General features: G+C 34.2%; 13 protein-coding genes. All 13 read left to right on the top strand.

What is annotated here, in order from left to right:
- Positions 1-18 precede the first annotated feature (18 nt).
- The gene (locus ACPF9A_RS18265) at positions 19-696 is read left to right on the top strand and encodes a hypothetical protein (protein ID WP_423999179.1); all 678 of its coding nucleotides are present in this window, start codon (positions 19-21) and stop codon (positions 694-696) included.
- A gap of 33 nt (positions 697-729) precedes the next feature.
- Entirely contained in the window at positions 730-1,065 is a 336-nt protein-coding gene (locus ACPF9A_RS18260) for a hypothetical protein (protein ID WP_423999177.1), read from the top strand.
- 44 nt (positions 1,066-1,109) lie between these two features.
- Positions 1,110-1,889, top strand: a complete 780-nt coding sequence (locus tag ACPF9A_RS18255; protein ID WP_423999175.1) for a HipA family kinase — start codon at positions 1,110-1,112, stop codon at positions 1,887-1,889.
- Positions 1,879-2,262, top strand: a complete 384-nt coding sequence (locus ACPF9A_RS18250; protein ID WP_423999173.1) for a DUF3037 domain-containing protein — start codon at positions 1,879-1,881, stop codon at positions 2,260-2,262. Before ACPF9A_RS18255 ends, ACPF9A_RS18250 begins: the two co-directional genes overlap by 11 nt.
- 107 nt (positions 2,263-2,369) lie before the next feature.
- Complete coding sequence (locus ACPF9A_RS18245; RefSeq protein WP_423999171.1) at positions 2,370-3,389, top strand: adenosine deaminase; 1,020 nt, start codon at positions 2,370-2,372, stop codon at positions 3,387-3,389.
- A 79-nt stretch (positions 3,390-3,468) separates the two neighbouring features.
- The gene (locus tag ACPF9A_RS18240; RefSeq protein WP_423999169.1) at positions 3,469-3,942 is read left to right on the top strand and encodes a hypothetical protein; all 474 of its coding nucleotides are present in this window, start codon (positions 3,469-3,471) and stop codon (positions 3,940-3,942) included.
- A 564-nt stretch (positions 3,943-4,506) separates the two neighbouring features.
- Positions 4,507-4,926: a transposase gene (locus tag ACPF9A_RS18235; protein WP_423999167.1), complete on the top strand. Its 420-nt coding sequence runs from the start codon at positions 4,507-4,509 to the stop codon at positions 4,924-4,926.
- Positions 4,927-5,032: 106 nt separating this feature from the next.
- Positions 5,033-6,280 carry a hypothetical protein gene (locus tag ACPF9A_RS18230; RefSeq protein ID WP_423999165.1) on the top strand — a complete coding sequence of 416 codons (1,248 nt, stop codon included), beginning with the start codon at positions 5,033-5,035 and terminating at the stop codon, positions 6,278-6,280.
- 11 nt (positions 6,281-6,291) lie between these two features.
- Positions 6,292-6,552, top strand: coding sequence for a DUF4212 domain-containing protein (locus ACPF9A_RS18225; protein WP_423999163.1), 261 nt, complete (start codon positions 6,292-6,294; stop codon positions 6,550-6,552).
- A gap of 26 nt (positions 6,553-6,578) precedes the next feature.
- Positions 6,579-8,285, top strand: a complete 1,707-nt coding sequence (locus ACPF9A_RS18220; RefSeq protein WP_423999161.1) for a sodium:solute symporter family protein — start codon at positions 6,579-6,581, stop codon at positions 8,283-8,285.
- Positions 8,286-8,613: 328 nt separating this feature from the next.
- On the top strand, positions 8,614-11,304 hold the full coding sequence (locus ACPF9A_RS18215; RefSeq protein WP_423999159.1) for a sodium:solute symporter family transporter: 2,691 nt from the start codon (positions 8,614-8,616) through the stop codon (positions 11,302-11,304).
- Positions 11,305-11,322: 18 nt separating this feature from the next.
- The gene (locus ACPF9A_RS18210) at positions 11,323-11,685 is read left to right on the top strand and encodes a response regulator transcription factor (RefSeq protein WP_424004527.1); all 363 of its coding nucleotides are present in this window, start codon (positions 11,323-11,325) and stop codon (positions 11,683-11,685) included.
- Between the two features lie 293 nt (positions 11,686-11,978).
- Positions 11,979-13,880, top strand: coding sequence for an acetate--CoA ligase (locus tag ACPF9A_RS18205; RefSeq protein ID WP_423999157.1), 1,902 nt, complete (start codon positions 11,979-11,981; stop codon positions 13,878-13,880).
- The last annotated feature ends 9 nt before the right edge of the window (positions 13,881-13,889 follow it).

Genomic DNA, 13,889 nt, shown 5'->3' with positions numbered 1-13,889 from the left:
TAAAATAATCCACCTATTATGAAACATCTAATCGCGTCATTCCTTTTCGCTGCACTATTAGTTTCTTGTAATTCATCAGACAAGTCTAAAACAACATCTGTAGAAAGCACAGATGCAGACACATCTACGGAAGCCGTTGCTAAAATTGAAAAGCAATTAAAAACCATTGAAACAGATGAAGACCTTATAGCTACTGCATTAATGGCAGCGCCTGAAGAAAGTAGGGCTACAAGTAAGGTAATTGGCTATAATATGGCTGGTGAGTTCGTGACACTAAAAGAAGGTGATAGCGAATATATTGTACTTGCAGATGACCCAAAGAAAGAGGGTTTCAACGCTGCTTGCTACCATAAAGACCTAGACCCTTTTATGGCAAGAGGTAGGACTTTACGTTCCGAAGGCAAATCTGCCGATGAAATTTTTGCTATTCGAGAAGCAGAAGTCAAATCAGGTAAAATTAAAATTACTCCCGGTTCCACATTACACATTTACTACGGTCCCAATACTGCTTATGATGTAGAAACATCAAAAGTAGATGGTGCAAGGCTTCGTTATGTGATATATACTCCATTTGCATCATCAGCATCTATAGGCTTACCAGTAACTCCGTCTGCACCAAATCACCCATGGATTATGAATCCTGGTACGCACAGAGCACATATTATGATATCTCCGCTAGAAAATGAAGTAGAGTAATAAAAAAAACGAATTACTCTAAGTATAGTAATTATGATGAAACGAATACTAAATTATCTTGGTTGGACTATTGTAGCCATTCTTTTAGGGTTTCTACATATGCGCATAGTTTTAGGTCCAGGTCCAAAATCTGACAATAGCGGAATTCAGTTCTTAAACGGAATTCATGACTTTGTACTATTATATGTCGGGGCGATAGTTGGTTGTATCATTGCCTTTATTTTTATTTTGTTCGATGTTTTTTACTTGAAAAACAAACTTCAAGGCAATAACAAAGCAACGCTGTTTAGATTTATCATTATAATCGCCATTGCTATTATTGTTGGTTCTACACATTACTTTTTAGAAAATATTGCCAACGTCATTTAATACAGTATGCCTAATGATTGTAACACAAATACTATCTTAGCATTATGAATACACTTGATATTAGAACAGTAGATGTTGTTCAATATTTACAGCCCTTACGCGAAGGTGGCTCTATGCCTGCCATTGTAAAAGCCGACGATGATTTTCTCTATGTATTGAAGTTTAGAGGCTCTGGGCAAGGTAAAAAATCGCTTATTTCTGAGTTTATTGGTGGCGAATTGGCGCGTGCCATCGGTTTAAAAGTACCCGAGTTGGTATTCATGAATTTAGAAGATTCATTTAGGCAGACCGAACCAGACGAAGAAATTCAAGATTTATTGAAGTTTAGCGTAGGGCTTAACCTCGGTTTACACTTTTTATCTGGTGCTATAACTTTCGACCCCTTAATTTCTAAGGCAGATGCCATGACAGCATCAAAAATTGTGGTGCTAGATAGTTTAATCAGCAATATAGACCGTACCGCTAAAAATGCAAATCTATTATACTGGCATAATGAATTATGGATGATAGATAACGGGGCAAGTTTCTACTTTCATCATAATTGGGAGACTTGGGAGAGTCACCTAACCAGAACATTTCCGTTCATAAAAGATCATGTGCTTTTACAACAAGCAACTGCCCTACCTGAAGCTGCTGCAGAAATTCAAACATTCATCACACTAGAAAAAATAACAGAGATTATTAATAATATTCCTGAAGATTGGTTGACGAGCGAATCTGATGTTTTAAATGCGAATGAGAAAAGAGCAGCCTACATTAAGTTTATAACCACTAAGCTATCTATGATCGATGTTTTAGTAAAAGAAGCAGAAGATGCAAGATAGACATACCTTCAAATTTGCGATAGTTAGGATTGTACCAAAAGTAGAACGAGAAGAGTTCTTTAATGTCGGAGTGATTCTGTTCTGCAAACGGACAAAATTTTTAGATATCAAATATCAGATTAATGAGGATAAATTAAAAGCCTTTTCTCCAGAAATAGAATATGAAATACTGAATGATTATTTAAAAGCCTGGAAATTGATTTGTGAAGGAAAAGAAGCTGGCGGACCAATAGGAAAGTTAGATTTACCTGATAGGTTTGGGTGGTTAACAGCATGCAGAAGCACAGTCATACAAAGCTCCACTACCCGATCCGGACTCAGTACCGATCCAGAAAAAGAGTTAGAAGACATATTTAATAAATATGTCTTGTAAGGATAATTGCTTTTTCCTACTGTTATATAACTTATTAGAATTCGCTTTATTTAGACATTATAATATTTACAATAATTAAAAGATTACCTTTTTAAAAAACCAATAATATGCAATCATCAGAACTAAAAAAAATAATTCAAGGCATTCCAAAAACGGAACTTCATTTACATTTAGAAGGGAGTTTTGAACCAGAATTAATGTTCGAGATTGCAAAGAGAAACAATATCACTTTACAATACGATTCTATTGAATCGGTTAAAGAAGCATACAAATTCAATAACCTTCAAGAGTTTTTAGACATCTATTATGCTGGTGCACAAGTACTGTTACATGAGCAAGATTTCTTTGATTTGACTTGGGCATATCTAACCAAGGTGCACAGCGAAAACGTAAAGCATGTAGAGGTGTTTTTTGACCCACAAACACATACCGAAAGAGGTGTAGCTTTTGAAGTTGTAATAAAAGGAATTCACCGCGCTTTAGAAAAAGGAAAAAATGAATTAAATATTTCATATAAACTTATAATGAGCTATTTGCGTCATTTAAGTGAAGAAGACGCTTTTAAAACCTTAGAAGAATCGTTACCGTTTAAAGATATTATCGATGGCGTTGGATTAGATTCCTCAGAAATGGGAAATCCTCCAAGTAAATTTGAAAAAGTATTTAAGGCATCTGCAGCACAAGGGTATAAACTAGTTGCACATGCAGGTGAAGAAGGTCCGGCAGATTATATCTGGGAAGCTTTAGATATTTTAAACGTAGAGCGTATAGACCATGGTAACCGTTGCTTAACTGACGAAGCATTAGTGAAAAGATTGGTAGAAGATAAAATTGCGCTTACCCTCTGCCCTACTAGCAATGTTTCCTTAAAAGTGATTCAGAAGATGGAAGAGCATCCCGTTGCTAAAATGCTTGATAAGGGAATTTTGGCCACAATACACTCCGACGACCCTGCCTATTTTGGCGGATATATGAATGAGAACTACTACCAAACTGCGAAAGCGCTAAATTTGAGTTTATCACAAATAGAGCAGCTGGCTATCAATGGTTTTGAAGCAAGTTGGTTGAGTGCCGCATCCAAAGAAAAACATATAAAAGATGTAAAAGATTACTTTAAATCGCTTTGATTATCAAGTGGAATAAAATTTCAAAAATTGCAACATTACCAAGAGAACTTTTTACCCTACACCTATCTATAATATAGAAATGACAGCCAAGCAAATAATATTAGGGTTTACGTTTGGAATATCAATATCATTTATCTCTTGGATATTCGGAATGATAGTTAATGAAATTCTTAAGAAAACCGATTTCTATAGTAAACTAGAAAATCTGAATTTTATTAAAAATAATGCTACTAATAAAATTATCGGAATTGGATACTTTAAGTGGATTGTAAAAAACACTTTTTTCAAATTTTTCAATCAGAAAATTAAGCTAGAAAACAAAAAGGCTGATTTGACTGAAATACGAAATGAAATGACTCTTTCTGAAATAAGTCATTTAATCGCATTTATTTTTGTAGCAATTTTCGCTATATATAAAAGTTTTACGCTAAGCTTTGCATATGGACTGACAATGATGATTCCAAATATTTTAATGAATTTATACCCTTCATTACTTCAACAGGAAAATAAAAGACGAATCGACAACTTAATAAAACGAAATATAAAACTGTAGCTACTACGTGCTATAGCAAATAAGCTAAGTATTATATTTAAAGGTTTCAGGCTACTTGCTAAGTGCGCCAAATCTTTCAGATTTGGAAATTAAACAATCAATATAATTACAAAACAAAATGCTCTGGCTCAAAGATCTAGCGGAAACTAGAAGTTCCCTTGCCTACGGTACTTGTCACAGCCTAACCGTAATGGTTTGTGACAATACGTTCTAAAATGGTGTGTCCGATTCCGGTGCCTTGATATTCTTAATCACTATGTAAGCGCAGAAAAATCTCAAAAGACCTTACTTTCATCCTTCTGATCAACTCCAATATCATTATCAGCACCATAATATGAGAATAATGCTTGTCGTCATTTAATTGTCAAAGAGTATATTCTGCACCTTGCACAATTTTACCTGATATTTTAATTACAGGCTTCTCTTCTTTTTAAAAGAAACGCAGTAGCATTTGTATATACCTTGATTAACAACTGCTTAAACTATAGTACCGAAAAAAGAATTTAGTTGATTAGAAATTAAATTATATTGCTAAATTAGTATATTTATGCTAAATAAATATATATGAATGTAGATTCATGTCCAAATTGTGGCTCAACCAACTATATAAAGAGCGGAATTATTAACGAAAGACAGCGTTACAAATGCAAAAAATGTAATTACTTCTTCTCTGTAAATAAAATAGGAAAGAAAATAGACGACTATTATGTGAACAAATCTCTCCAATTGTATTTAGAGGGACTGACTTACCGGGAGATTGAACGTATTCTAGGTATTTCTCATGTAAGTATTATGAATTGGGTCAAGAAATATAATATTAAGCGACCATATAACTCAAACTACCACCCAACATATAAAATATTAAACGCTTCAGAACTAGCTAATTACTTTAAAGACACAAGCAATATTAAAGGAGCAGGAGTAGTTGTAACCGAACTGGGAGATAAATTTATGCTTATAAAATGGGAGCGTTTTAAAGATTAGTATATCAAATTAACAATAAACTATATTTATTTTTTGTTAACAAATTGTTTTTAGGAGATTAGTAGTGCACACAGAACCAATTAATTACTAACTAACTCTTTAAAAAATGAGAAAACCAATTCCTATATTGATCGGACTTTTTTTTGTCTCCTTTCAATTTATGTATGCACAAGGTTCTCCTGACTACACAGGAGGTCTTAAATTTAAACTCAACGAAGATGGCTCTAAATATCTTCGTGTTATTTCTTGGGCCCAAGTTCAGGCCAACTACAATACAGATGAATCGTTTGATGCGAACGGAAATGAAAACAGCAATTTAAATTTTAATTTAAGACGTGCTCGTATTTTAATGTTTGCACAAATCAACAAAGACTTTTTAATCTTAACACACTTTGGATTAAATAGTCTAACAAGCTCCACTTTGAGTCCGACTGGAAAAGGAGATGGCTCTCAACTCTTTTTTCATGATGTTTGGGGTCAATATAATTTGGGCGAAGACCACGTAGTAGGTGGCGGTTTACATTATTTTAATGGTATTTCTAGATTAAACAACCAGAGTACCTTAAATATGATGACGATGGACAACAACCGTCAATCTTGGGCTACAATTGGTTTATCAGACCAATTTGCTCGTCATTTAGGCGTATTCTTAAAAGGTAAGTTCAATAAATTACAATACCGATTAGCCATAAACGATGCTGCCGTTTCTACTTTGGATAGCCGTACAGCAGTTTCTGGAGGTGATGCCGTTTATAATGGCAGAGCAAATTTGGGATCAAAAGAGGCAGGCAAAACATACGCAGGGTATTTCGATTATAATTTTCTTGATCAAGAATCTAACTTTTTACCCTATAAAGTAGGGAGTTACCTAGGTGAAAAGAAGGTATTTAATATTGGAGCCGGATTCTTTTTACACCCCAAAGGCTCTATAATAGATTCCGGAACCTTAGTAGCCCCTAATTTGGAGGGTGAAGATGTATCGATTTTTGCGGTAGATGCATTTTACGACACTCCATTAGGTGAAGACGGAAGTGCTATTACAGCTTATGCGGTATACCAAAATAGCGACTATGGAAAAAACTACCTTTTTAGCGCCTATGGTACAGGTAGTATGTTTTATGGGCACTTAGGCTATGTTTTTAAAGGCGATTTGACTAAAACAAGATATCAACCATATATAAGTTATGGAACACATAGCTACGATGCCGTCAATGACAACAGATCAACATTGGGTATTGGTGTTAATGCTTATATGAGTGGGCATAATTCAAAATTAACCTTAGAATATAACAATCAACAATTTGGCGCTTTAGACTCGAATACAATTTCACTTCAAGCAATGATTTACTTATAAAAACAAAAACTATGTCTGATAAACAAAAAAACGCAACGGCGTACTGGAAGGAAAACCTTGGGTACTTAGCCATTTTATTAACTATTTGGTTTATAGTATCCTTTGTCTTTGGAATCTTATTCGTTGACGAATTAAACACTATTAAACTAGGCGGGTTCAAATTAGGGTTCTGGTTTGCACAGCAAGGTTCAATTTATGTATTTGTTGTCCTAATATTCGTCTATATAAGATTGATGAATAAACTGGATAAAAAATATGGTCTTGACGAATAAAAACTAACTAAAAAAATAAACATATTATGGGAATATTAACTTGGACCTGGATACTAGTAGGACTAACATTTGCACTTTACATAGGAATTGCGATTTGGGCTAGAGCAGGGTCATCAAAAGAATTTTATGTAGCCGGTGGTGGTGTACCACCAATTATTAACGGTATGGCAACCGCCGCAGATTGGATGTCTGCCGCATCATTTATATCCTTGGCGGGAATTGTATCCTTCGGAGGATATGATGGTTCTGTTTACTTAATGGGTTGGACAGGAGGATATGTGCTATTGGCATTACTACTCGCACCGTATTTAAGGAAATTTGGAAAATTTACTGTTCCTGATTTTATTGGAGACAGGTATTATTCTAATGTAGCACGTGTTGTTGCAGTAATTGCAGCATTAATTGTGTCATTTACATATGTAGCTGGTCAAATGCGTGGTGTTGGAATTGTTTTTTCCAGATACCTAGAAGTAAGTATTGACAATGGTGTTTATATTGGTATGGCAATCGTACTATTCTATGCTGTTTTAGGTGGAATGAAAGGGATTACATATACTCAAGTAGCGCAATATTGTGTATTAATTTTTGCATTTATGGTGCCAGCTATTTTCATTTCAATCCAAATGACAGGAAACCCTATCCCACAACTAGGATTTGGTGGAACTGGAGAAGACGGCGTTTATTTATTAGATAAATTAGACGGCTTGCATTCACAACTCGGTTTTAGTGAGTATACCTCCGGTGGTAAATCTATGACGGATGTCTTTGCTATTACATTAGCCTTAATGGCTGGTACGGCAGGTTTACCGCATGTAATTGTTCGTTTCTTTACAGTACCTAAAGTAAAAGATGCACGTAAGTCTGCTGGTTGGGCACTATTGTTTATTGCAATTTTATATACAACAGTTCCTGCGGTTGCTGTTTTTGCAAGAGTAAATCTTATTGAGACGGTAAGTGAACAAAAATATGCAGATATGCCTGAATGGTTTGGTAACTGGGAAAAAACGGGACTTTTAGGATTTGAAGATAAAAACAATGATGGCATTGTACAGTATAATGCAGACAAAGCAACTAATGAGTTAACGATAGACCGTGATATTATGGTTTTAGCAAATCCAGAAATTGCTAGATTACCAAATTGGGTTATAGCATTAGTAGGAGCAGGTGGTTTAGCTGCTGCACTCTCTACTGCTGCAGGACTATTATTAGTAATTGCTTCATCAATATCTCACGATTTACTCAAGAAAATATTAATGCCAAAAATTAGCGAAAAAGGTGAACTTGCTGCTGCAAGAATAGCTGCTGCAGTTGCAGTAATAATTGCTGGTTACTTCGGTATTAATCCACCAGGATTTGTCGCCGCCGTCGTCGCGCTCGCCTTTGGTCTCGCCGCCGCTTCATTTTTTCCCGCCATTGTATTGGGAATATTTGACAAGCGTATGAACAAAGAAGGCGCTATTGCCGGTATGATTGTAGGATTGTCATTAATGTTGTTTTATATGTTAAAGTTTAAATTTGGAATTTTTGACGGAGGAAAAACTGCCGTATCAGGCTTAAGCTCAAGCTGGTGGTTTGGTATTTCCCCAGAAGGATTTGGAACTGTGGCAATGATAGTAAACTTTGCGATTTCAGTAGTGATTTCAAGAATGACTCCTGCCCCACCTGAAAATGTACAAGAGATTGTAGAAAATATAAGAATACCTTCTGGTGCTGGTGAAGCAACGGGGCATTAAAGTATATTTTTTCGCAATGTCTGTTTCAATGAATAAAAAAAAATATTATTCAGAGTAAACAGTTTTATCACCTTAAGCAACACTACTTTAAAGGTAGTGTTGCTTTTTTATTATCTTGTAATCAACAACACCTAGAATTAAATGAAAAAACGCCATGAACAAAAACTAATCGTTTTATCAATAGCCTTATTTTTAATTTTTAATATCCCATTTATTCTTGTCTTTAACTTAAATGGAGCTGTATTTGGTGTTCCAACATTTTACTTTTCTATATTTTCTATCTGGCTAGTGTCCATCATTATTTCATATATCGTTTTAAAAAGACATTATGAATAATTACGCTTTAATTACCATAATCATTCTTTATTTAGCAGTGTTGTTTTACATTGCTTTTCTAGGAGAAAAAAAACATCAGAGCAAGTGGGTAAATAACCCATATGTATATACACTATCCTTAGCTGTATATTGCTCGGCTTGGACGTATTACGGTAGTATTGGCATTGCCGCAAATTCAGGTATTGACTTTTTGCCCATCTATTTAGGGCCTGTTATAGCAGCGCCATTGTGGATTCTCGTTCTTCGTAAAATTATAAGAATTTCTAAGCAACATAAAATTTCTTCAATTGCAGATTTTATTTCACTACGTTATGGAAACAATCGGTTTTTAGGAGCTTTAGTAACGATAGTCTGCCTTTTTGGTACTATCCCATACATTTCATTACAGTTAAAAGCTGTGTCTGAAACTTTTGGAATATTGTCTTATAACACTAGTAATAGCTCAACAATTATATTAAATGATTCTACTTTTTATGTGGCTTTGATCTTAGCTATTTTTGCAACATTTTTTGGAACCCAAAATACAGATGCCTCAGAAAAACACAAAGGTATCATCGCTTCTATAGCATTTGAGTCCGTTTTAAAATTAGTATTCTTTCTAGTGATCGGCGGGTACATAACCTTTTTCCTATTTAACGGCACAACAGATCTTTACGATAAAATTTCGGTAACAGAGAACTTTGAACAACTAACCACACTTGGCGGTGTTGAAGACGGATTCAATTGGTTCTTTATGATTGCATTGTCTTTTATGGCTATATTTTTATTGCCAAGACAATTTCAGGTGTCTGTCTTGGAAAACAATAGAGAAAAACATTTAAAAAAGGCAATTTGGCTTTTTCCATTGTACTTATTATTATTTAATTTCTTTGTCATTTTCATTGCCTGGGCAGGAAGGCTAACATTTGGAAATACTGAAAATGCCGAATATTATACATTATTAATTCCTTTAGCCGAAGGTCATACATTTTTAGCGACACTTGTTTTTTTAGGTGGGTTTTCGTCTGTTATATCAATGGTTATCGTTTCTACGTTAGCCTTGTCTACAATGGTAAGTAACAACTTAATAATTCCTTATGGTTTTCTAGATAAGTTCATTAAAAATCAGCCAGAACGAAATTCAAAATACATAAAGAATATTCGTAGAATTTCCATTTTTATCATAATTATATCGGCATATTTCTTTTACGTATCATTTTCAAAAGAATTGTCGTTGTATTCAATAGGTTTAATTTCATTTGTAATAATTTCACAATTAGCACCTTCATTTTTTATAGGCTTATACTGGAATAGAGGCTCTTCAAAAGCTGCTATAATAGGTATTATAGTTGGGTTTGGTATTGCTATTTATACTTTGGTCTTACCTTTTACATTACAAGCTTATACCGGTACCGATGATTTTATACAGTATGGGCTAGCAGGTAATGTAGCTTTAAAACCATATGCCCTATTTGGTATCGATTTTTTAAGTCCGCCAGCTCATGCTTTTTTCTGGAGTATGACCTTTAATATGTTAAGCTATTTAATGTTCTCATTGTTGTCTAAAGGCAATTATAGAGAGCGTAACTATGCCGAAATGTTCGTAGATAGCAAAAATTTCTCAACTCTACAGGATAGTGCATTGGTCTGGAAAGGTGAAGCCTATGTTGCTGATATCAAAAATGTATTGATTAGGTTTTTAGGCGACAAAAGAGCAACACGGGCGTTAAATATTTTCTTTACAAAATATAAATTACCAAAAGATACCCAATTGGCAGATGCGCGTTTGATCAATTTTTCTGAAAAACTGTTAACAGGTAGTATTGGTAGTGCGTCAGCAAAAATATTGATAGCCGGCGTTGTTAAGGAAGAAGAGATTAGTTTGGTTGAAGTATTAAAGATTTTAGAAGAATCAAAAGAGAATATTGTAAGTAATAAAGTGCTTTTAGAAAAATCAAATGAACTATCTCAATTATCTTCAAAGTTAAAAAATGCTAATGAAGAGCTAGTGAGTAAAGACAAACAGAAAGATGAGTTTTTAGACACGGTCGCTCACGAGTTAAAAACACCAATTACTGGCATTAGAGCAGCGACAGAATTGTTAATGGACGAAGATGATGACATGCCTAAAAATATCAAGACGCAATTCTTAAAAAATATTCTTCAAGATTCAGAGCGTTTAGGCCGTTTAATAAACAATATTCTTGATTTTGAAAAGCTTGAAACTGGTCGTTTACATCTCGATATAAAATCTCATGACATTCAAAAAACAATCAATAGAGCCATAGGAAGTATTTCCCAGATTGCTGTTAAAAAAGAAATCAAGATTATTAATAAGAATGTGCACTCATTTCAAGTAAAATTTGACGAAGACCTTATTTTACAAGTACTTACCAATTTAATTTCTAATGCCATTAAATTCTGTGAACCAAAGAGTGGTGAGATTATTATAGATTTTAAGATAGGTAATAATACCATTGAACTCTCTGTTTCAGATAATGGAAAAGGAATTCCTGAGGAAGACCATAATTATATTTTTGATAAATTTTTTCAATCACAAAACCAAAATACTATAAAACCGCAAGGAAGTGGATTAGGCCTTGCGATTACTAAGCAGATAGTTGATAAGCATAAAGGTAAAATATGGGCAAAAAAGGGAGTAAAAAAAGGCGCTATATTTGTTTTTACGCTTCCGTTTAAGTAAATTGTGTAGGATTATATGATGAAGAAAATTTTAATTGTGGACGACGAACCAAATATCGTAATGTCCCTAGAATATGCCTTTAAAAAAAATGATTTTGAGGTATTTATTGCGAGAGATGGAAGTGAGGCTTTAGAGATTCTAAAAAATAATATTCCTGACATTGTGTTATTAGATATTATGATGCCAAATGTAGACGGCTATCAAACATTAAAACATATTAAAGATTCAAAAAGTTTAGAAGCTACAAAAGTAGTTTTCCTAACAGCTAAAAATAAAGCTTCAGATATTGAAAAGGGATTAAAACTTGGAGCGGATAAATATTTAGTAAAACCCTTTTCTATTAAAAAAATAGTTTCAGAAATTCTGGAACTTATGGCTTAAAAGTTGTCTTATAAGTCTTTTTAAATATTGGTTTTGTGTGCAAACAAACGATGTTTAATTAAATTTTAAGACGTGAATTTTCAAGTTAACCCTCGTACATCAGATATTGTTATTACTATCTATGTTGTACTAACGCTATTCTATAGAATAAAGTTTGAAAGCGCAGCTGGTATAAGTCCATTACAATCTCTTGTAATTGGTATATGCCTAATTGCTATACCTTGGTCTCTTATTAAACTTAAGGTTCTTAATCCCAATTGGTTCGGTCTATTCAATATTAAAAACCCGAAGCCATGAATTATTCAGCATTTTATAATGAAAGCATTAATAATCCTGAACGTTTTTGGCAGTTGCAAGCCGATGAGCTAGAGTGGTATAAAACACCAAGAACCATTTTGTCCAAAGACAAATACAACTATGATCAATGGTTTGAAAACGGCGAACTCAATTTGAGTTATTTGTGTATTGACAAGCACATTAAAGATGGTTTTGGAGAACAAAATGCTATAATCTATGATTCTCCAGTAACCAATACAAAACAAAATGTAACCTTTAATCAATTACATCATCAAGTTTCAAAACTAGCAGGAGGATTGCAAAGTTTAGGCCTTAAAAAAGGAGATACATGTATCATATACATGCCCATGATTCCTCAAGCCTTATATGCTATGCTAGCCTGTGTTAGAATTGGTGTAATTCATTCAGTTGTTTTTGGCGGTTTTGCACCTCATGAATTAGCTATTAGAATTGACGACTGTAAACCAAAAATTATAATAACAGCATCTAATGGAATAGAAATAGATCGTAATATTCCTTATAAACCTTTTGTAGATGAAGCAATTATAAAGGCGAAAAACAAACCAAAAAGCGTAATTGTTTTTGACAGAAAACTAGGTGTTGAAATACAAGAGAAATCATATGACATTGACTATAAAACCTTAGTTGATAAATCGCCTTCAGTTGAGGCAATTGCGTTAAAAGCGACCCATCCATCATATATTTTATACACGTCTGGCACTACTGGAACACCAAAAGGAATTATTAGAGATACAGGTGGTTATGCAACGGCTTTGAAATTTTCTATGAAATACGTTTATGGCCTTGAAGAGGGAGACACATTTTGGGCGGCCAGTGATGTCGGTTGGGTGGTAGGACATAGCTTTATTCTATACGGTCCTTTATTAAACCGAAACACAACCATATTATTTGAAGGCAAACCAATAAAAACACCCGACGCTTCTACTTTTTGGCGAGTTATTAGCGAGCATAACGTAAAAGTAATGTTTACTGCCCCAACAGCAATTAGGGCGATAAAAAAAGAAGACCCGAACGGTAACATGTTAAAGCGTTACGATATGTCTTGTTTAAAATATCAATTTTTAGCAGGTGAACGATGTGATGTGGCTACTTTAAAATGGACCGAAAGCAAACTAAATGTACCGGTCATTGACCATTGGTGGCAAACCGAAAGCGGCTGGCCAATGCTTGCAAATATGGTTGGTGTTGCTTTGCAAGAGGTAAAACCAGGTTCTGCCAGTTTTCCAGTATGTGGTTTTGATATTCAAATCTTAAATGAAGAAGGCGAAGAAGTGCCGGCAAATGTCGAAGGCTATGTTGTTGTAAAATTACCTTTACCACCTGGTACATTAACTAGTCTATGGGGAAATCAAGAACGTTTTAATTCAGGTTATTTAAAACGTTTTCCTGGATATTATTTTTCTGGGGACGGTGGGTACAAGGATGAAGATGGATATGTTTTTATAACCGGTCGCGTAGATGATATTATCAATGTTGCCGGACACAGGTTATCAACAGCAGAGATGGAAGAAATTGTGGCATCGCACCAAGCTGTAGCCGAATGCGCAGTTTTTGGCGTGCATTGCGAATTAAAAGGACAAAAACCTTTGGGATTAATCGTTTTAAAATCTGATCAAGCTTCTGATGAAAAAGTAATTCAAAAAGAAATCATACAAGATGTAAGAAAAGAAATTGGGGCGGTAGCATCGTTTAGAGATGTATTAGTCGTTACCCGTTTACCAAAAACACGAAGCGGTAAAATTCTTCGTAAATTATTAAGAAACATCGCAGACGAACAGCAATATAATATACCATCTACCATTGATGATGTTGCTATAATCAATGAAATAAAATTAGTCTATACAACCCATAATATTGGGATTTTTAAAAATAATTAAAATAACTAA

The sequence above is a fragment of the Maribacter sp. IgM3_T14_3 genome, assembly GCF_049603095.1.
GTDB lineage: Bacteria > Bacteroidota > Bacteroidia > Flavobacteriales > Flavobacteriaceae > Maribacter.
This window is presented reverse-complemented; position numbering and strand designations above follow the sequence as displayed.